Origin of the sequence: Rhodopirellula sp. P2, from assembly GCF_028768465.1 — a bacterium.
GTDB lineage: Bacteria > Planctomycetota > Planctomycetia > Pirellulales > Pirellulaceae > Rhodopirellula.
Genome location: NZ_CP118225.1, coordinates 4,302,690 through 4,323,795, shown reverse-complemented (window position 1 = coordinate 4,323,795; position 21,106 = coordinate 4,302,690). Strand labels below are relative to the sequence as shown.

The window sequence follows — 21,106 nt, the reverse complement described above, 5'->3', positions numbered from 1 at the left end:
CTTGACCGTCGGCACATCACTCTCGGCCTTGCTGGAAAACTTCATTTTGCCTCGACTCGCACTCCTCGGACCACGGGACGTCAGATGCTGACCACATTCAACTCAGTCATCTATCTGCTGTTTGCAGTGCTGGCGTTCGGTTCGCTTGCACCGCTCAGTTCGCATCCTCACTGGTTCATCCGTGGTTGGGACTTCCCTCGCGTTCAAATCGTTTTGATTGCGACTGTCGCAGCGGTCGCATTTTTTGCGGTGAATTCATTCGGGGCAGAGTCGCCCGCGATCAGTTGGAAATCAATCGCTGTTTTGGCCGTCGCCATCGCAGCCTGGCACCTGTTTCGGATTGTGCCCTACACCGGTGTTGCGCCGACCCAAGCCACCACCTGGGATCCCCCCCAAACCACGAACGACTCCGCTGAGCAACGTCGATTTCGGATGCTGGTGACCAACGTTGAAATGGAGAACAGCCAATTCGAACAGTGGTCGCGAGTCGTTCGACAGACTGATGCCGACGTGGTCATTGCAGCTGAAATCGATGAGCGATGGAAACCAACCCTCGAAGAACTAAAGTCGATCTTCCCGCATCAGATCATCTACCCACAAGACAACTGGTATGGGATGGCGATGCTATCGCGGCTCCCCATTCTCGAAAGCCAAATTCGATTTCGAGTCCAAGATGATGTTCCTTCGATCGACGCGTTGATTGAACTTCCCAGTGGCGAAGCCATCCGCGTGATCGGAGTCCACCCGCGTCCTCCTGAACCCATCCGCGATAACGACGCAATCGCTCGTGACGCAGAATTGGTTCTGTGGGGAAAAGAACTCGCCGAAGACGATCGTCCGATCGTGATCGGAGGTGACCTGAACGATGTCGCCTGGTCGCCATCCACACGTTTGTTCTTGCGACTGAGCCAACTGCTGGACCCTCGACGCGGCCGTGGCTTCTACAACTCCTTTCATGCCGATCATGTCTGGATGCGTTTCCCCCTCGACCACGTTTTTCATTCCACTCATTTTGCGATCCGGGAACTGAAACGCATGGACCATGTGGGTTCGGACCATTTTCCAATTCTCATCGATCTGCAATTGCAACCCGTGCTGAAAGACGAGCAACGGCCGTTGGAAGAAAAGGCCAGCGATGAGGAAGAGGCCCAAGAAAAGCTTCAACGAGCCGCTGAATCAAGCGACATCAACACCGCCTCGGCCCCCTTTTCCTCTCGCACGCCCGCGATTGGTTGAGCCATGTGGAAGCCACGCAGGGAAAAGTGGATCGCCTACGGCGTGCACGTGTTCACCGCTTCCGGCATCATCCCTGCCGCCCTTGCGATGCACGAGATCATCCAAACCGACTGCGATCCGCGTCGAGTCTTTGGATGGCTTTTGTTGACGACACTCATCGATGCCGTCGATGGTCCGCTGGCACGCCGCTATCACGTCCAAACGACAGCCCCGTCAATTGACGGCCGGACCATGGATGATTTGTTGGACTACCTCACCTTCGCGTTTATCCCGTTGATGCTGGCCTGGCGGATGGACTGGATGCCAACTGGGCTGGGGTTCACAGTCTCCTTGGCGATGGGCGCCAGTCTGTTTGGATTTGCTCATCGCGAAGCAAAGAACGAACGTCACGGATTCTTTCGTGGATTCCCGTCCTACTGGAACATTGCGGTCTTCTACGCAGGAATCGTGCACGTGTCGTGGGGCCCTTGGCCCGTCGCCGTGCTGCTGTGGTTGCTGGCTGGATTGACTGTGGCGCCGATCCATTTGATTTATCCCAACCAAGCACCGCGCCGGCATCGGCGTTGGTTGCTACTGGGATCTGCGGTCTGGACGCTGGCCTTGCTCGCGATGCTTCCGTCTTATCCCCACCCACCAATTTGGCTGGCGGTCATCTCGCTCGGGTACCCCGTCGCGTACGTCGCCACATCGATCCAGCTTTGGCGCCGACGCCCTCAGGATTTCCCGCCCGAATCCGCCGCTGAAAGTTCCCAGCCAAGCCGATCGGTCCCGTCGTGATTGGGATCTTTGGGGAGAGACTGGACGTACCCAACCCGGAATGGTTTGAACCGTTTGGCACGTCGTTCGCTTACACGTCGTTCGCTTCCCTGGTCGCGAGCTCCCTCCACGCCCACGAGTCTATATGCCAACAACATCGCCCCACGAAACGGATCACCCCCGCCGGTGTGTGATCGCGGACGACGTTCGCGTCATCCGAGAGCAATTGGGACACTGGATGCGAGAACTGGGGTACTCAGTCGTTCATGCGTCATGTGGCGACACGGCGCTCACGGAATTGCGCCGCGAACCCACCGACCTGGTGATCGCCGACATCGACATGCCCCATGTCAGCGGCCTGCACTTGTTGCAAACCGTTCGATCCGACGCAAACCCGAAAGTTGCCGCCATTCCCGTCATCATTTCGAGCAGCATGGAAGATGGTGAAATCCATCGAATGATTGCGGTCCTGGGTGGAAACGCCTATTTGAGAAAGCCGGTCTCGAAAGAGCAGGTGGTCGGCTGCGTGCGATTCATCACTCAAGGCAACAGCCCCATGCCGCCCGGCGATGGCTCGACGGCCGCCCACTCCGTCTCGGCACGATTCCGTCGCATTGCCTCGGAGTTCCGTGAATTCTGACTCATCGGATTTCGTCATTCGCTCCACGCGAGGCGGCATCCGCTGACGTCGTTTGATTGCAATTCCATCACACCGATCGATTTGAAGCCAGCCACCGGTGCAATCGCCCCCCTCGCGAAAGCATCGCTTCCCGGACACCAGGTAAGATTGACAACCCTCGGTGCATTCTTAAACTGAAACGGCATCCAGTTTGCAGCGGTGCCAACTCGTTCAACGCGGTCGTTTTGCAATCGGATGCCATGATGGGATGGCAGACAATCATCTCAGCTTCCTGTTGATCACCTGACTCATGGATCCCCGCCAGGTGCCCAACTCGCCATTGAATGAAAGGGCCCTTCGAGACGGCAACCAGTCCCTTTCAAACCATCATCTATGGCTGACAGCAACTCATCCAACAACGCCTCGATCGCTTCCGAAACCGAGAGCGTCGACCGCGACCAGCCAGTCCGTCTAACTCCGCAGCATGTGGTTGGAATCGGGGCTTCGGCGGGCGGTCTAGAAGCTCTGGAAAAGTTGTTCGGAAAGATGCCGGTCGCCACGGGGATGTCCTTTGTCGTCGTTCAGCATTTGTCACCGGACTTCAAAAGCCACATGGACGACTTGCTTCGCCGAGTCACCAACATTCCGGTGGAAGTGGTCGACAACGGGGTCCAGGTCCAACCTGACACGATCTATTTGATCCCCGCCAAGAAAGAGATGGTGATCAGCAATGGCAAGCTGCTGCTCACCGACCGGGGCAACGCAAAAGTGCTGACCCATCCCATCGACCAATTCCTACGGTCACTCGCGCAAGACGTCCGCGAACGTGCCATCGGAATCATCCTCTCCGGGACCGGCAGCGATGGGTCGCGAGGTGTCGTCGAGATCAGCAACCACAACGGCTTGGTTGTCATCCAAGACCCTGCGACGTGCAAATTTGACTCCATGCCGATGAACGCCCGCAACACCGGCCAGATCGATTTGGAACTGGCGCCCGAGCACATGGGCGAAGCGTTGCAGCAATACCTGTTCGACGGGCAGAAATCGATCGCCGATCATCCGTCCAAGATGGAAGAGATCCAACGCTCCGGGCTGGAGCGAGTTTTCCAGTTGCTCAAACAGAACCACGGAATCGATTTCAATCACTACAAAGTGGGAACGGTTCACCGCCGCATTCAGCGGCGAATGGACCTGCTTCATCTGGACGACCTCACTCAATACGTTGCCCACATCAACGAGCACGCCGATGAAGTGAACGAACTCTATCGTGATTTATTGATCGGGGTCACCAAATTTTTCCGCGATCGAGATGCCTTCGATGTGCTGGAAACTCAGGTCATCCCAGAACTGATTGAGCGTGCCGAAGACACCATCCGCATTTGGGTTTGTGGATGCGCAACCGGAGAAGAGGCCTACTCGATCGCCATGATGATGCGAGAAGGAATCGAACGATCGGGTCGCAACCTCGATTTCAAGATGTTTGCGACCGACCCGCACCGAGGATCTCTGCAAATCGCGGCCACCGGCGTCTATTCCGAAGCACAACTCAACGAAATTTCCGTTGAACGACGCGACCGGTTCTTCACTCGCCGAGACACGGCCTATGTGGTCAAGGATTCCCTGCGAAGAAGCGTCGTCTTTGCCGCGCAGAACGTGATCAACGACCCACCGTTCACTCAGATGGATTTGGTGTCGTGCCGCAACATGCTGATCTACTTGCAGTCACCGGCGCAACGCAAAACACTGTCACTGTTTCACTTCGCCCTGAAAGCGAATGGGATTCTGTTCTTGGGCCCCAGCGAAAGCGTGGGTGACATTGGCGACGAATTCGATGCCATCAACTCTCAATGGAAGCTTTTCCGAAAACGGCGGGATGTTCGCCTGCCCATCGAACTCCGGATGCCGCTCACCAACCAATCGCTCCCACGGATGACCGCCAGCCCGCCGGCGACCGTCACCACACCCCAGAAACGACGCGGCGACAATCTGCTCGAGATCTACAACGTTCTGTTGGCCGACAAGATGCCGCCGAGTGTCGTGATCGACACCGACTACCGAATCATCCACACCTTCCCAGGGATGAACCAATACTTGCGGGTCCCAGATGGAGTCCCCTCGGACAACATCCTCCACATGGTCTCCAAGGAATTGCGAGCCTCGATCGGTGCCGCGGTGACTCAGGCCGTCAAACAGAACAAAGTCGTCCACTACCACGGCATTCCATCGCCTGTCGACGGCCCCAATCGGATGCTGGATTTGATCGTCCAGCCCTACCAAATCCCCAAGATGGCCGAGACCTGCATCCTCGTCCAATTCAAGTCCTCCGAAATCCCAAACATCGCCCGGGAGGACGCGGCCGATCCTGCGAACCCAGGTTCCTCCACGAAAACCATGTTGGACTTTTCGTCGGCAGCCCACTCGCGAATCGAAGACCTGGAGCAGGAACTCAGTTTCAACCGCCAGAATCTTCAGGCGACGATCGAAGAACTTGAAACCTCCAACGAGGAACTGCAAGCGACCAATGAAGAAATGGTCGCCAGCAACGAGGAACTGCAAAGCGTCAACGAAGAGCTTTACAGCGTCAACGCGGAACTTCAGGTCCGTGTCAACGAACTGAATGAAGCCAACGCGGACATGGTCAATCTCTTGGCGACCACACGGGTTGGAGTGGTGTTCTTGGACAGTGAACTGCGGATTCGACGCGTCACCCCCGAGATCTCGCGTTTGTTATCCATCGAACCCGACGACGCCGGCCGATTGTTCGAATCCTTCATTCAACCCATCGATGACAAACAGTTCCTGGAACGTGTCCAAACGGTTCGCGACGAACGCATCGAAATGGAATGGGAAGTCACCTGTCGCGAGTCGTCCTACTTGATTCGAGCGCTGCCCTACCTTCGCAATCACGAAGCCAGCGGGGTGGTGCTCGCTTTCATTGACGTCAATGGTCTTCGAAAAGCGGAGCGGGACGTCCTGAAGTTCAAATTCATGGCGGATGAGAACATCGATGCACTCGTGTTGCTCGACCACAAGGGAAAGATCAGCTACGCCAATCGCAAGATGTGCGAGCAACTCGGTTACACACAAGAGGAATTGTCAGGACAGTTGCTCTCGCGTTTCAAGTCCGTGAGGGACCCGCAAACCTACGACGAACGCCTCGAAAACGCCCACGGCAAACGCGGCGATCTGTTCGAATCCTGGCATCGCCGAAAGGACGCCACGGAGTTCCCCGTCGAAATTGCATTGACGCCCGTCACCCTGCAGAACCGGCAATGCCTGTTCGCATCAATTCGCGACATCTCGCTTCGCAAATCGCATGAGGCACAGATGCGTCTGCTGAGCAAGGCGATTCAATCAGCTGCCAATGGGATTGTGATCACCGATTGCTCGCAGGCCGATCACCCCATCATGTTCGTCAATCAAGGCTTCATGGACATGACCGGATTTTCCGAACAGGAAATCCTGGGTCACAATTGCCGATTCTTGCAAGGGGCAGAGACCGATCCAGAAACCATCCAAACGATTCACCGAGCACTGGATCGTGGTGAATCCGTCCGTGAGCTGATCAAGAACTATCGCAAAAACGGCGAGCCATTCTGGAATGACCTCTACATCACTCCAGTCCACAATGAACACAACCAACTGACTCATTTTGTCGGCGTCCAAAACGATGTGACCGAACGCATCGAGTCGGCCAGGCAAACGGAAACCAATGAACGAACGATTCGTCTCCTCTTGGATTCAACCGCCGAAGGCATCTTCGGATTGGACGTCGATGGCACGTGCACCTTCAGCAACGAGAAGGCGGCCCGGATGCTGGGCTACCGTTCCGGCAGCGAAATTGTTGGGCTCGAGTTGGCCGATCTGGCCCAGCCTCGCGATGCGGACGGGCACCCATTCGATCGTCAGCAATTGCAAATTCTCAGCGCGATCCACGAGGGCGAAGCGCTCAATCGTTATGACGAACGATTCAGCCGGAAAGACGGCGAAAGCTTCCCGGTCGAATATTGGTGTCACCCGATCCACGAAAACAACACCATCATCGGAGCGGTGGTGACCTTCGTCGACATCGAGGATCGCTTGCGAGTCGAGAACGAACTCCGGGAAGCCAAACTGGCAGCGGACGCCGCGAACGATGCCAAGAGTCGTTTCCTGGCGAACATGAGCCACGAACTTCGCACACCGCTGTCCGCGATGCTTGGGTTCACGAAGATTCTGCAGGAAGACCCCGACGAAAGCACCATCCAGGAATACTTGGCAACCATCCAACGAAACGGTGACTACCTGTTGCGACTGCTCGGGGATGTGCTGGATCTCTCTCGCATCGAAGCCAACAAATTCACCACCGCCACCAACAGCGTTTCGCTGGGCGAACTCTTGGGTGACATCTTCGAAACCATGAAGATGCGTACGCAAGATTACGAGAACACTCTGCACTTCGATGTCAGCGAACCGCTGCCGCAAACCATCACCACCGACTCCGCCCGACTTCGGCAGATCATGATCAACCTGATCGCCAACGCAATCAAATTCGCGCCCAAGGGACGCGTCGACGTGATCGTCCGGTCCGAATGCAACGAGCATCAGACCCACTTGATATTGAAGGTGGTCGACAATGGCATCGGGATCGCTGACGAAAAGCTTCGGATGCTCTTCCAACCATTCGTCCAAGCCGACGCCACGATCTCCAATCGGTTTGGTGGCACGGGACTGGGACTCAGCATCACAAAGCGACTCGTCAACGCCCTGGGCGGCACCATCCAGGTCAACAGCACCGAAGGGGAGGGCAGCGAATTTTCCATCCGGTTGCCGGTCGATCCAATCGGCCCGATGAGCCACCTGACCATTCAACTGAACGATGAACGCGACAGCGACAACCTGAAAACAACCCTTGATCAGAACATCCAACTGAACTCCCGAGTCTTGATTGCCGACGACATGCGAGACGTCCGGTTCGTGGCTCAACACTTCCTTAAAAAGGCGGGCTGTGAAGTCGAGGTCGCCGAAAACGGACGCCAGGCTGTTGACATGATTGTCGCGGCGATCGCGCAAGATTCGCCATTCGATCTTTGCCTGATGGACATGCAAATGCCCGAACTGGATGGACTGGGCGCGGTTCGCGAACTTCGCAGTCGAGGGATCGAACTGCCAGTGATCGCGCTGACCGCTGACGCCATGAAAGGCACCCGTCGGCGACTGATCAGTGAAGGCTTCGACGAATACCTGAGCAAGCCGTTGAAGGTGAACCGCTTGCTTCGAATCGCCAAAGCATTGCTAGACGGCTGAGCGTGGCGCCGGATTTGCTCTACGTAAGCAGGTCGGCAGGAATGATCGGGTGCAACGATGTGAGCCGTTTGGGCGTCAGCCCCGGTTGTACGTAGGAGCAACGACGCTCCCCCAAACATTCCCAATGTTGAAAGACTCCTGCCGAACTGGTTAAGAGCTTTCACGTTCCCGTTCACTCCCTGTCATCCATGCCCCAATCTGCTCCCCCACCGGTTCCCAACTCTCTTCGCAACTGGCTCACCCGCACCGCGGGGACGGCAGACGAGGTGGCGGACGCGGCCATCCGGCGAATCCGCCAGCGTTGGGGACCAGGCGTCACGCCTCAGATCCAGGCTTACACCGGGTTCGCGACCGCCGACACCATTCATCTTCGCGGGCGAGTTCTCGCCAACCCGCCCTTGGACCCTGATTTCCACAACGATCGATGGTGGCAAAACCTGGGGCATTCCTGGCGTCGATTTGCGAGCGACGAAATTCCCGGCGTCACCCTGGAAGGTTCTTTCGCAGGCTCCAGCGGTCGCACCACCAGCGACGCGGAAGGCTACTTCCAACTCGATCTGCCACGGAATCGCAGCAAGACCGAGTCTGAATTTTGGTCGCTGGCCCATCTCGCGATTGTGGATGACGAACGCATCACACCGTTTGACTCACTCACCACCTGCGACGTCCTTCAAACTCCTAGTCATGCAAAGTACGCCATCGTCAGCGATGTTGATGACACCATTCTTCGAACCGGTGTCACCGACATTGCCACAATGGCCAAGCTGACCTTCTTCGGCAACGCGCGAACCCGGGCTCCACTGGAAGGCGTTGCCTCGCTCTATGAATGGATGCAACATGACGGGCACCGTTTCGGGCCAGCTGTGAATCCGATCTTTTACGTTTCATCGTCGCCATGGAACCTGTCCGATCTGCTGGAAGACTTCCTCCAGAGCAACGCGATCCCCAAAGGCCCTCTGTTTCTGCGTGACCTCGGTATCGATCAGCACAAATTCATCAAGCAAGGTCATGATCGCAAGCTCGAACAAACGCGTTCCCTGATGAACGCTTTCCCTGAACTTCCATTCGTGCTGGTAGGGGATTCTGGTCAAGAGGACGCGCGTCTGTACGCGACCGCGGCCGAAGAGTTTGGCGACCGCATCCGAGCGATTTTCATTCGAGACATCGATCCAGATGCACTCAGCGATCACGATCAAAAGGTCGATCGTTTCACCAGGCAAAGCTTGGCAGCAGGCGTCCCGATGCACTTGGTCAAGGACAGCATCGAGGTCAGCGTCATCGCGGAACGCCTGGGCCTGCTACCCAAGGCGTCCTTGCCTGCTATCGCAGCAGCGACACAACGAGATCAGAATCGTGACGCTGGACTGGTTTGATCGCTTGCCACCATGCGGTTGCGATCAGAACCTAACTTTCGATCACGCCGAGCTGCGATCGCCCTCTCGTTTGATTTGCTCCACCACGCGAACCGCTTTGGGTTCGGGTTGGATGCCGTCCCCGTAGCGAACCGCGTACACCTGAGTGGCCTCTGCCCCCAGCAACACAATCATCGCGGTGTAGTAAACCCAAACCAACAACACGGCCAGTGACGCGGCCGCAGCGCCGAGCTGAGCCCCCGGTTCACTCATCGAGAAATACAGCTGCATCGCGTATCGCCCGATCAAAAACAGAATCGTTGTCAGTGCTGCGCCAACCGCCACATCACGCCACTTCGCGACCGCGTCCGGCATGAATTTGAAAATCGATGCAAAGATCACAAACACCACCACCGCCTGCACTCCGAAATTCGCGAGCTGCGCCACCGTTTCCGACATCCCGATCCAGCCCCCCACCTGATCTCCCAAGGCAGTCAACACGGAGGACACAACCAGCGAAACCAGCATCAGAAAACCGAGTCCCAGGATCATTCCAAACGACAAGAACCGCTTGGCGAGCATGTCCTTGATGCCACTGTTTTCCGGATCCGGCTTCACCTCCCAAACCTGGTTCAGCGCCCCCTGCAATGCCGAGACAACTCCCGTTGCCCCCACCAAAATCCCGGCGAAACTCAGCAGCGTTTTCCACCACTTCCCTGAGGCTTGCTCGTGGTTGTTCATGATCGTTTCAATTTGGTCCACCGCTGCCGGATTACCGATCATCTGCGACGCTTGCGATTGCAAAATCCCTTGCGCCTTGTCGGTCGCTTGCTCGCTGTCGTACATCACCGACAGACCAAACGTCAGCACGGTCAACATCAAATACAACAGCGGTGGCAGAGCAAACGCGGTGTAGTACGCCAAAGCCGCTGCCAACGTGCTGCAGCGATCCTTTGAAAATTCCGAAAACGTCTGCTTGAGAAAACCCACAACTCCACCACTTGATTGAAAGGAACACGAATGCGTGCTTTCCCTTCATGAGCAATCGATGTGCCGATTGGCTGCTAAGCAGGTGTCATCGGGGATGGGAGCCGCTTGGCGTTAGCCACGGTTTTCACGCGCAGGCCAGGCTAACGCAGGTACGCAGGTGTCATCGGGTATGTGAGCCGTTGGCGTTAGCCACGGTTTTCACGCGCAGGCCAGGCTAACGCCCAAACGGCTCACATGGTTGTGCCCAATCATTCCTGCGTGCCTGCTGAGACGAATCGGTTGCCGATCCGTACCGACTCTCAAGCGTTTTCGCGGAGCTCTGGAAACACATCCAGGTCCAAATCTTTTCGCTTGATGACGGCCGCGATCCGAGTCAGAAAATCGCTTTTCAAATTCGCCACCTGTTGCTGCGTCAAATGCAGTTGCTCGGCCACTTCGCGATTGCCTCGTCCCAGCACAAACAACAGCTCAATCGCTTTGAGCTTTTCGAAGTTCCCACGCGATTGCCAATTCGCAATTTGTTCCTGGACCACTTCGGTCACCAGGTGCTGTTCCAGTTCGCGACGCTCCGCGCTTCGACAAATCGAACTCGGCAATCGAACTCCGCTGGCTTCCACGTTGTCACCGCTGCCCGAACCCGACGAACTGCCTCGGCCCAACAACGGCAACTCTGGGCGGCGACCGCTCTGCCGCAAGTGATCCGTCAACTTGTAACTGCAGATCGAGAACAGATAGCTCTCCAGCTTTCGCCGCGAATCGTAGTTGGGCAGGGAAACCAAAAACCCAACAAACGTCTCTTGAACCACATCTTCGCTGGCCGCCTGATCCCCCAGACGCCGGCGCGCAAACGCCAACAGCCGTCCTTCATACCGATCAATCAATTGTTGCCAGGCCTGCTGGTCTCCCTCCCGAATCGAACCGATCAGGCGAATTTCCTCTTCGCGGTCGGGATCGTTGTCGGCGGACGGAGAATCAGCAGGTGCATTCATGACCACAGGTTAACGGCAATTCGTAAATGCGTCGATCAACCCAACTTTTGCACCTACGAAACACATTCCTTGAAATGTAAAATCAGCCCCATGAAAGAATCCACCTCCGCCCCCGACTGGAAAGATCGTCACTGCGTTCCCTGCGAGGGCGGGATCGATCGCGTTCCCGCTGAAGCCGCTCGGCGATACCTGACCGACCTGCCTGACTGGTCGCTCGAAGAGGACGGTCTGCAAATCACCCGCCAACTTAACACCGGTGACTTTCGGACCGCCGTGCGACATCTCAACGCCATCGCGGAACTGGCCGAATCCGAACAACACCACCCGGACCTGCACTTGACCAGGTATCGCCACCTGCGTGTGGCCCTGACCACACACGCCATCGGTGGGCTCAGCGAAAACGACTTCGTCATGGCAGCTCGCATCGACCAGATCCTCTCATGATGGTCTCCTACGACCGGGCCCTGGCGTTGTTGGACGAATGCAACGGCGACGATCTTTGGAGCGTCGCGCACTGCCAACTCCGACGGGTCCCCCAAGCGTGGATCGACGAGCTGGCCGATGCCTTTGAAACCAGCTACCGCTTTCGCGATCAAACGATCTCCGTCCCCGGTCCCGAATCCGGGCGTCGCGTCGTCAACCAATACCACGGGGTTCGCGACGTCGACTTGGCGATCAAGCTCGGGCAACAACTGGGCGTCCAAGTGGACTCCATTCGAGCGATTTCGCTGACTCGGCAAGCCCTTGTGCGGAACATCAAAGAGGCGGTGTTCGAGGGCTGAATCCATCTGCCGCACGTCTTTTCCTGCCCCGCACGCAATTCTTTCGGACTTGTTGCCGACCTCGCCGATGCAGTATAGGCATGTTCGCAAGCGGTCCCATGGGCCGCACACGAACAATGCCCGTCTTTTCAATTGCGACCCGCCATGGCTCAAGCAACCCTCCCGGGAATTCTCCCTTTCTACGTTCGCTCGCGAATTGTTCGCGGACTCGCCTCAGCCTGCCTGTTCGCCGTCGGCTCCGCCGCGCTCAGCGACCACGCTCACGCTCAAGGTGGTTTCGCTCTCCCGTCTAATTCAGTGGCTCGAGGACCTTCGACCTCCGAAGCACAGGCTGCTCCGCAAGGCTTCACGCCGCGAGCCGCTGGGCCGACCGCAGCCAACACACCTCCTAGCTTGCAAACCCCGCCCCCAACAACCGCCAATCGCAATGCGTTGCCGGCGGGTGCTTCCGGTGGACAGCTTTCCCAAGGCGGCCAACTGCCTCGCGAAGCCGGCCAAGAACACCGGGTTTACGACCTCAGCCCCTACACCGGCTACCTGACCAAACACGATCGGCCTCACCAAGCCGTCGTTGACTGGATCGTTCGCGAAACCGGGACCGACGTTTGGCACACCGAACCGTTTGGTTTCATGAGTGCCGACCGAGACCAACTGAACGTCTACCACACCAATGAGATGCACCAAGTCATCGGTGGGATCGTCGAGCGTTTCGTCGCTGGCGACAAAGAACCGCAAGTCATGAACCTGCGACTGATGACGGTTGGCAACCCCAACTGGCGCAGCAACGCTCACATGCTGATGCAGCACGTCAATGTGCAATCCCCCGGCCTGCAAGCCTGGTTGCTGACGAAGGAAAACGCTGCCTTGGTCATGAACATGCTTCGCTCTCGAACGGATGTCCGCGAAGTCCAAGCCGTGGACCTGATCACCAACAACGGTCAAACCGAAAAACTGGCCAGCACCCGGGGACGCAACTACGTCCTGAACGTCAAACCATCGCCAGCCAACTGGCCACCGTACGAACCTGAAACGGGCGAGATCCAAGAAGGATTTCAAATCGAAGTCAGCCCGCTGCTCAGCGTCGACGGACGCACGCTGGACTGCGTGATCAACGCCAACATCGATCAAGTCGACAAGTTCGTGCCGGTTGAACTCGACCTGCCGCTTCCCAACAACCAAGTCCACCGGACGAAAATCGAAGTCCCTCAACTGGTCAGCTGGCGTTTGCACGAACGCTTCCGTTGGCCGTCGGACATGGTCCTGTTGCTGTCCTGCGGCGTGGTGGCCAGCCCCGAGCGTCCGCAATCCAGCGTGCCACTGTTCAACCTCAGCTCGATCACAGGCACCACCGCCGGCCGCGCCGATGCCCTGATGTTCGTTGAATTTCGCGGGCGTGCCTCCGACAACCTGACCACCACCCCCCTGGTCCCACAAATCGGATCTCGCGTTTCAGCCCCCAATCGCGGCCGCTATTGATTCGCTGTGGATCACGTCCCCATCGATCTCGACACCCCTCGGCCGGGGAAACGCCCACATCATCAGCCCACTCTCACCCGCCTTTTGTGGGTCCGCAGTGGGCTCTGACGTTCCCGGTCACAGTCCGGCTCCCGCTTCGGGAGCGGATTTGCTATCTTCGCCGACCCTCCAAGTCCACCTTTCCTGCTTCGTTTCCATCCGGTCTGACGTGACTGGATACGAACCAATCCAGTTAGCCATCGTCCATGCCAGCTACCTCCGCCCAACGCGTCGTGATCACCGGCATCGGCGTGATCAGCCCGCTCGGTAACACTCCCGAAGACCTCCTCAACGGCTTGCGGGAAGGCCAGAGCGGCATTGCTCCGTTCACCCAAATCCCAACCGACGCCTTGCCCATCAGCAACGGTGCCGAAGCCAGCGCCTTCACCGGCCACATCAGCGACTACGGGCCGCTGGAAAAAACGCTCCAACGAACGATTCGCAAAGGCAGCAAGGTCATGTGCCGCGAAATCGAAATGGGCGTCGCGGCAGCCCAACTGGCACTGCATCACGGCGGCCACAACCCCGACGACTTTGATCGCGATCGCACGGGTGTCGTCTACGGCTGCGACTACATCATGTCCTTGCCGGAAGAATACGCCGAAGGAATCGCGGCCTGCACGACCGATGGCGAATTCGACTTCACCAAGTGGGGCGACCTGGGTCTGCCCAAAGTCAACCCGCTGTGGTTGCTGAAGTACCTGCCCAACATGCCCGCTTCGCACATCGCGATCTACAACGACCTTCGCGGCCCCAACAACTCGATTACCCTTCGCGAAGCGTCCGCCGGTGCGGCGTTGTCCGAAGCCGTCTCCACCATCTCACGTGGCCACGCCGACGCCTTGGTCGTGGGCGCCACCGGATCTCGCGTTCACACACTGCGAACGCTGCACGCGTCCATGCAAGAAAAATTGGCCGCGGACACAGAAGACCCCAGCCGCATGTCACGTCCGTTTGACACCAGCCGTGACGGCAGCGTCGTTGGCGAAGGTGCCGGCGCATTCCTGTGTGAATCGTTGGAGCACGCTGAAAAACGCGGTGCGACCATCTACGGCGAAGTCATCGCTTGCAGCTCCAGCGCCGTGGGTCCCGCCGCGGGCGACCAACCGATGCGAAAGGGATTTGCCAACGTGCTTCGCGGAGTCCTGCAAGCCGGCCGCCAAAACGGTTTCGCCCCCGCCGAAGGCAAAGTCGACGTCGGACACATCCACGCTCACGGACTCTCCGACGTGAACACCGATGCTTGCGAAGCAGGTGCGATCGCCGACGTGTTCGGGTTCCCCGGCGACCAACCGCCGGTCACCACCGCCAAAGGCCATCTCGGCAACATCGGTGCCGGCAGCGGGATGGTCGAAATGATCGCCAGCCTGCAAAGCCTGGGCAGCGAACTGTTCCCAATCCGCAACCTGAACGAACTGGACCCCAACTGCCTGATCGCAGCGGTCACGTCCAACGACCAACCCGCCGGGACCAGCTTCATCAACCTCAACATCACGCCGCAGGGACAAACCTCCGCGGTCTGGATCTCAAAACCTCGCTGAGATGTGCCGCAAGGCTCAGCCAACCTGCTCAGGCGTGTTCGACCCGTGATCTTGATTCAGTGCCTTCGCCCGGTGCCTCGCGGCTCCCACCGATCGGCACTCGCCTTGCTCCTTTATCCGAACGGGCCGGCCCGGGAAGGCTGAGCATGGAATCCAACGCACAACCCTCCCCTCGCTTCGCTCGACCCTCCCAGAGGGAGGGTGAATCTCCAATCGGGCCTCCACCCCGAACGCCCCACACGGGCTCCTCCGGAGCCACGCATACAAACTCGCCCCATGCAGGCTCCTCCCGAGCCACGTATACAAACTCGTCCCACGCAGGCTCCTCCGGAGCCAGGCATACAAACTCGCCCCGGACGGGGCCGTCTTTGTTAGCTCGGGGCGGAAGCCCCGAGACCGCTGGCGAACGTCACGACCTCGCCCCGGAGGGGCCGTCGTCGACCTGCCCCCGAATCGCGTTTTCTAGCTTTCGTGCTCGCGCTCGTCCCTCAAGCCCTGAAGCCGTTCAGGTGAACGCCCGAACTCACGAAGCGGCGCGCCTCACCCTTCCCCGGAAATCTCACTGCACGCTCCCTTGCCGCCTCCACCGCTGCGCAAACGGGGTCCGCAAGTCCAAACGATCACGGCACTTATCATTCACCCTCCCCCTGGGAGGGTCGAGCGAAGCGAGGGGAGGGCCGAGCGCAACCCCCGCGCATCACCCCAGATCGCCCAATTCGACTACGCCGCCTTCCCACGGCAGAACGTCGTGTAAACGACCAACGCGATCGCGGCCGCCATCGCAAACCCCGCCCAGCCATGCAGTTCAACCAAATCGTGCATCACATCGGTCGAGGCGATCGGCAACATGCAAGCGAACATCGTCGCGATGGTTGCCACGCCGAAGATCAACAGCGTCCGAAACGCTCCCATTTCCCAAGCGGACTCGGACTCTGGTTGTCGTCGCAACAACAATCGCGTGATTGCGTAAACAGGCAACAACACCACGACCGCACCGCTGGCCATCATGTGGAACCGCAACATCGAGCCACTCAAGTGCTCGCCCCAAAAAGTGGGCAAGGCGGTCGCCACCAACGCTCCCGTGGCAATCACCAACACCAGCAGCGACACGTTTCGAATGAGAGACAACAAAGCAAACGACTCCGGATTTCGACCAAGCAAATTTCAAATCAAATCAAATCAAAACAACAACCACCACCCGCTCCCAGCACCTATTCCGTGCGTGAGCGAATCACCGGAATCCAGCTCCCCAAGATCGCCAGCACCAACACGATCAGCGAAGCCGCCGTCAGAACCTTGAACATCGATCGCCCGCCAAACAATTGATTCCATTCCAACCGCGTCGCCTCATCCAATCCCTGAATGCTGGCCATGCGAATCGGCTCCGCCGTCACCGGAGCAGGCCCCTTGGGTGTCACCGCGGATGTGAACACCAACCCATCGTCCGAGTGACACTCCAGGCAACCGGTCGCGCCCAATGCCCAACCCGCCGGTCGAACGTTGTGAGCCATCGGCCACTGAACCATCTCCACCGCGTCTGAGTTTTCCACCGTGACCTCGGTGAGCGAACCCTCCTCGTCGCCGCGAGCGAAAACCAATCCGGTCGACACGTACACCGCTTGCTCGACGTCCATCGTTTTCTCGATCGCCGCCAATGCCTCCGCTACTTTCTCGTCAAAGACTTCGCGGCCTTCCTCGGACAACTCCGCGATGAAGTCCTTGCGAACTCGAAGCGCCCGACGCGTGTTGGTGTAAACCTCCTCTGGCGGAAGCGGCGTCACCTTTCCATCGACCAACTTCCCCCAGTACGCAGGCCACATCGCTCGGTGCGGCGTGACCAATCCCGTGTCAACGGCCTTGGCGAACACGGGCCCTTGAATCGATGGCAGCTCCGAACCGCTGCGATGCCCTTTTTCGCCCAATCCGTGAGCCAGCGAAGTCATCAACCCCGCCGCGGTTTCGCCTGGGATCGGACCACTGTGGCACGCCGTGCAGCTCAGCTTCTCAAAGTGAACCGGCGGCAAACCCTCGTGCTTGGGAAACGGCGATCCCAGGCGGCCAGCCCGGAACGCGACCTCCGCCAGCGACAGTGGGTCGCCCTCTTCGCCGTGCTCACCCGCCACTCCCAAATGACACCCGCGGCAACTCAGCGTGGTCGCGGCGATGCCGGCAGGATGCTGTTCCCCTTCGAATCCACGAACGGTTTGGTGGTCGATGCCGTTGCGGTGGCAATCGACACAGCTCATCCCAGCCCGCAAGTGAACGTCTTGATCATGATTCCAGCGAGCGTCGATCCCAGCGTCGGAAACCGTTCGCTGGCTGTGGCATTGATAACACGAGTTGTTCTCTGGCTTGCGAACCAAGTCAAAGAACACCGTCCCGTCGATCCCAAATCGGCGCTCATCGTACTGGACCTTGGGAAGTTTGGCTTGCACCTTCTCGTCTTCCAGATCGACGCCGGCTTTCATGCGGGACACCGATCCCGTCACCTCACCGATCCGCAAGGCAGCGGTGGGTGCCCAAGCAAAGTTTTCGGCCTCGATCGTTTCGCGTCGTCGCTCGAAGTCATACGCGCCGGACTTGGCATGACAGGCCATGCAGTCAATCTCCAGCGATCCGGTCAGCGGCCAACGAGTCGGCTCCGCTTCCTTCCCGTCGGTTGCCTTGGCTTTCGGATCCCCATCCGCGGCCACGCCACCACCGGGAATCCGAGCGCCAAACGTCTGCGTCATTTCATGCGTCGAAATTCCGATCTCACTGGGACTGAATCGGCCCGCCCAATCGCGATAGGAAAGCGGCAACTGCGTTCCCGTCCGAGCGTCCGTCCAAATCCAGGGTTCACCAGGACGCCCATCCGAGCTCACGTGATCAGTCGTTGACTCCGTGGAATCCCCCGGCTCGCTCGCGTCCGCAGCAGCAGCCCCCTCCGAGTCAGCGGCCACATCATCGGCGACGCCACGGGCGTTTTGTTTCTGTTGCTGGCGTTCCACTTCGCTGGCGAAGGCATTGAAGTGCCAACCATGAGCGATCGTCTCGAAGTCGTGGCAGCGACCACAGGTTTTCTCGACCGAGTAGGGCTCCTTCGACTCCGGCGAGATCTTGCGATTGTTCCGGTCGTAGAGATCGATGTGGTGCAAGAACCGTTTGTCACTGTCGCTGTGCGCGTACTTGCTCGTCCCCGCCGCCTCGACCGATGGCGCATGCACTGCGACCGTCGCCAACGCAACGAAACCCCAAGCCCCAACACGCAGGCAACCGCGATTCAATCGACTCACATTCATCCCCAACAAAACCACGTGAAAAAGTCCCACGCATGGAACAACCCAACCTGGGCGAGCCAAAACCCCAGCGATCACCAATGCCGCTGGCAACAAAATGCGACGCCCAGAGAACGTGGGCGAGCCCGACTCACCAAGCCCGAGAAGATAGCAAATGAAAGTCGATTTGTCCGGCTTGCCACCGCCGACAAATCTCGGCATACTGTCGCACGTCGTGGCAGCCAGTTCCGATTGGCCGCCCGCCATCTTTCCAGCGCATCCGTAGCTCAATTGGATAGAGCATCGGTCTTCGGAACCGAGGGTTGGGGGTTCGAATCCCTCCGGGTGTACTCTAAAACGCCGTTTTTCCCGCAGTCAAACGGTTGCCATCTTTTTGGCTGGTGTACCTTTTTTGGCTCGGTACACCTCAACGGGTGTACTGATGGTGTACCTCCTGAAATGGAGGCGTCCAATGGCCAGGCATCTTAAGCCGGAGAAGCCATACGCTGGCTTCCCGCTATTGGCTCACGACCGGGGTCATTGGGCCAATAAGATTCGGGGCAAGACGGTCTACTTCTCTCGCTGGGACGGCCCTGATGGCCCCCAAGCGGAAGCTGCCCTCAATCGCTATCACGAGTACATCAACGCAGAACCTCGAAGCGAAACAACGGAAGCTCACGTCCCCGAGCACCCGGCATACCTCGTTAGCCGAGAACCACGCCTTGGGCCAGAGTACCCCGCGATCGCCAGCTACCAAATCCAACGAGCTCCGACCAAGCCACTTTGAAACGCTGAGCGATCGTTGAGATTGCCTTGGTAGGCCAGTGTCAGTTGACCGCCAAAGAGAATTGCCCAATCCACCTGCCCACCGAGAGACAACCAATCTCGGCCCGTATCAGCACTTTGAACACTGAAGTCTCCGGGGCCGACTGCATCAGCGAGACGATTCGCAGCCACTCGCGTTGTGTCACCGAACTCATGTGGCCATCCACCGCGAATTTGTGTGGTCGCCATTCCAATGCCAGTCATGTCCGATTTGGATAGCGACAGTCCAACCATGCTGCGAACGGAGTCTTCGTCCATTCCGTTCACGGACAGCCCAAACTCGGAGGCCCCAGTCTCCGTCATTGAATCCGTTTCGACGCGGATACCTTGAAGTGACACGAACGAGAGCAACACGGAATCCACTCCTGTCAACGCGGTTCCAGCCTCGACATAGACGAACTGATCAGAGCCATCGAATTGGCTGCTGGCTGACTCACCCGCTCCGAATTCGCTGAGGGATCGCTCTGCGGAGTAGTCTTGAAACCCAAACCCACCTGCACCAACCAAATAGATCACCTCGCCAAAGTACTGAACCGATCCGCCAAAGCGATAGGAATCAGTGTCAGCGTTTTGATTGACGCCCCGAAGCTGAGTGTCTGTCGATCCCAGCCGAGCGAATCCGTGAACTCCAATGCCAGAAGCCCACATCCGGCCCGTTCCCAGATCAACACCGGCAGATTCCTGTCGATATCCCAGTGTCAGGCACTCGTCTGCATCGACGCTCATGCTGCTTCCGTAGGCTCTCGCCCAAGGTGACCAGCGTCCTACTTCATTCGCCGAATCGCTGTGAAATACGATTCGATCTCGGAAGCCATGGATGTTGTTTTGGATTTGTTGAATTTGACCATCCACCAGCGACGTGTAGATCGTTCCCGATAATTGGTTGACCGCATTGCTCACGTCAGTTGCCGAGCCATCTCGTAGATTGGTGATGGCGGCGAGTTGCCCGGCTGTGGCGGGAGGTCCGAGGCGAAGGCGATCTAGTTCCGCCGCTGCCGCGAGTTGATTGCAACCTTCCAAGACACTCACGAAGGTTGCACCGTTGTCCCGGACTTCCAATTCGACACTGGATGGCAGAGTGTTGATCGTCGCTTCCAGAAACGGGTTGGAGGAAAGCTCAAAGACTTCGGCAGCGTTGGCAAAGGCTGGCGTGACGGTTCCAGTCGCCTCGATCACGGAGAATGTGTCTCCCACTGAATAGTCTGCCCCTGCGAAAGTTGGGATCAGCGTTGCGTCAGTCACTGTCACGTCGCCCGCTACGTCAATCAGATCGTTGCTCGGCACGTCACCAAGAATGTCGACCTGGATCGTTGAGTCAGTCGCATCGAGATCACCGGTGATGAACAGAGTGCCGACGGTTCCAGTGTTGCTGTCGGCTCCCGGTGCAATGACTCCAGAAGCTGTCACATCGCCGGTGATTTGATCGGCGTCGCCAATCAGGGTTGTCGCCGGTGCCAATGTGACGTCCGGCCCAGCAACGCCAGTCAGGTTCAACTCTCCCAAGTCGATCGTTCCACCGGTGAAGCTGATTGGGCCAAACCCGACCCGATCGATGGTGACTGCTGCGACGTTGTCGTTTGCGAATATGACGGTATCCGTGATCGTCGGTAGATCACTCCCCAGCGTGATGGTACCGCCACCGGGAATATCAAAGACGATCCGGTCACCCGAAGCAGCGGTTCCGATTGCTTCTCTCAGGGAGCCCGCACCAGAATCGTTCGTGTTATCTACGACGATATCTGCCGAGTCGGCATCAGACGAAAGCATAAGTACGCCACAAGCTACCAACGCACGACAGAGAAATCGCGTGCCAGTGAGTCTGAAAGTTCCTGGAAGCATGGTGATCTACCGCCTGCGAGTGTCAGCTTAAACCGTTCAATCCATTTGAAACGACTTCGCTTCCATCGGCGGTGTCACGCAACCCCCTGAATCATCGTTGTGTTGATTTCGATTGGTGC

Annotated in this window: 15 protein-coding genes and 1 tRNA gene; 11 read left to right on the top strand and 5 right to left on the bottom strand. The window is 58.1% G+C overall.

Annotation, left to right across the window (positions count from 1 at the left end):
* Window positions 1-84: 84 nt before the first annotated feature.
* The 5 genes from PSR62_RS15195 to PSR62_RS15175 all read left to right on the top strand — a co-directional run bounded on the left by PSR62_RS15195 (window position 85) and on the right by PSR62_RS15175 (window position 9,270).
* Window positions 85-1,236: an endonuclease/exonuclease/phosphatase family protein gene (locus tag PSR62_RS15195; protein ID WP_274403845.1), complete on the top strand. Its 1,152-nt coding sequence runs from the start codon at window positions 85-87 to the stop codon at window positions 1,234-1,236.
* Window positions 1,237-1,239: 3 nt separating this feature from the next.
* Window positions 1,240-2,013 (top strand): CDP-alcohol phosphatidyltransferase family protein, encoded by a 774-nt coding sequence (locus tag PSR62_RS15190; protein ID WP_274403844.1) that lies wholly within the window; start codon window positions 1,240-1,242, stop codon window positions 2,011-2,013.
* 124 nt (window positions 2,014-2,137) lie between these two features.
* Window positions 2,138-2,632, top strand: a complete 495-nt coding sequence (locus PSR62_RS15185; protein WP_274403843.1) for a response regulator — start codon at window positions 2,138-2,140, stop codon at window positions 2,630-2,632.
* Between the two features lie 372 nt (window positions 2,633-3,004).
* Complete coding sequence (locus tag PSR62_RS15180; protein WP_274403842.1) at window positions 3,005-7,897, top strand: PAS domain S-box protein; 4,893 nt, start codon at window positions 3,005-3,007, stop codon at window positions 7,895-7,897.
* A 188-nt stretch (window positions 7,898-8,085) separates the two neighbouring features.
* Window positions 8,086-9,270, top strand: a complete 1,185-nt coding sequence (locus PSR62_RS15175; RefSeq protein WP_274403841.1) for an App1 family protein — start codon at window positions 8,086-8,088, stop codon at window positions 9,268-9,270.
* A 42-nt stretch (window positions 9,271-9,312) separates the two neighbouring features.
* On the opposite strand, the gene PSR62_RS15170 is transcribed toward PSR62_RS15175, so the two are convergent.
* Both PSR62_RS15170 and PSR62_RS15165 read right to left on the bottom strand, forming a co-directional pair.
* Window positions 9,313-10,239 (bottom strand): YihY/virulence factor BrkB family protein, encoded by a 927-nt coding sequence (locus PSR62_RS15170; RefSeq protein ID WP_274403840.1) that lies wholly within the window; start codon window positions 10,237-10,239, stop codon window positions 9,313-9,315.
* A 299-nt stretch (window positions 10,240-10,538) separates the two neighbouring features.
* Window positions 10,539-11,228 (bottom strand): RNA polymerase sigma factor, encoded by a 690-nt coding sequence (locus PSR62_RS15165; RefSeq protein ID WP_274403839.1) that lies wholly within the window; start codon window positions 11,226-11,228, stop codon window positions 10,539-10,541.
* Between the two features lie 90 nt (window positions 11,229-11,318).
* Here PSR62_RS15165 and PSR62_RS15160 point away from each other — a divergent pair, with 90 nt between their 5' ends.
* The 4 genes from PSR62_RS15160 to PSR62_RS15145 all read left to right on the top strand — a co-directional run bounded on the left by PSR62_RS15160 (window position 11,319) and on the right by PSR62_RS15145 (window position 15,066).
* Window positions 11,319-11,672 (top strand): 4a-hydroxytetrahydrobiopterin dehydratase, encoded by a 354-nt coding sequence (locus PSR62_RS15160; protein ID WP_274403837.1) that lies wholly within the window; start codon window positions 11,319-11,321, stop codon window positions 11,670-11,672.
* Complete coding sequence (locus PSR62_RS15155) at window positions 11,669-12,010, top strand: hypothetical protein (RefSeq protein ID WP_274403836.1); 342 nt, start codon at window positions 11,669-11,671, stop codon at window positions 12,008-12,010. Before PSR62_RS15160 ends, PSR62_RS15155 begins: the two co-directional genes overlap by 4 nt.
* Window positions 12,011-12,154: 144 nt before the next feature.
* On the top strand, window positions 12,155-13,486 hold the full coding sequence (locus PSR62_RS15150; RefSeq protein WP_274403835.1) for a hypothetical protein: 1,332 nt from the start codon (window positions 12,155-12,157) through the stop codon (window positions 13,484-13,486).
* 245 nt (window positions 13,487-13,731) lie between these two features.
* Entirely contained in the window at window positions 13,732-15,066 is a 1,335-nt protein-coding gene (locus PSR62_RS15145) for a beta-ketoacyl-[acyl-carrier-protein] synthase family protein (protein WP_274403834.1), read from the top strand.
* 720 nt (window positions 15,067-15,786) lie between these two features.
* Here the strand turns inward: PSR62_RS15145 and PSR62_RS15140 are convergent.
* Both PSR62_RS15140 and PSR62_RS15135 read right to left on the bottom strand, forming a co-directional pair.
* Window positions 15,787-16,197 (bottom strand): hypothetical protein, encoded by a 411-nt coding sequence (locus PSR62_RS15140; protein WP_274403833.1) that lies wholly within the window; start codon window positions 16,195-16,197, stop codon window positions 15,787-15,789.
* Window positions 16,198-16,277: 80 nt separating this feature from the next.
* A complete protein-coding gene (locus PSR62_RS15135) occupies window positions 16,278-18,332 on the bottom strand; it encodes a multiheme c-type cytochrome (protein ID WP_274403832.1) in 2,055 nt (684 codons plus the stop codon).
* A 267-nt stretch (window positions 18,333-18,599) separates the two neighbouring features.
* On the opposite strand from PSR62_RS15135, the gene PSR62_RS15130 reads away from it, so the two are divergent.
* Window positions 18,600-18,673, top strand: a tRNA-Arg gene (locus PSR62_RS15130).
* Between the two features lie 122 nt (window positions 18,674-18,795).
* On the top strand, window positions 18,796-19,110 hold the full coding sequence (locus PSR62_RS15125) for a hypothetical protein (RefSeq protein WP_274403831.1): 315 nt from the start codon (window positions 18,796-18,798) through the stop codon (window positions 19,108-19,110).
* Here PSR62_RS15125 and PSR62_RS15120 read toward each other — a convergent pair.
* Window positions 19,074-20,915 (bottom strand): autotransporter family protein, encoded by a 1,842-nt coding sequence (locus PSR62_RS15120; protein ID WP_274403830.1) that lies wholly within the window; start codon window positions 20,913-20,915, stop codon window positions 19,074-19,076. The two genes, PSR62_RS15125 and PSR62_RS15120, sit on opposite strands and share 37 nt — an antisense overlap.
* Window positions 20,916-21,106: the final 191 nt, after the last annotated feature.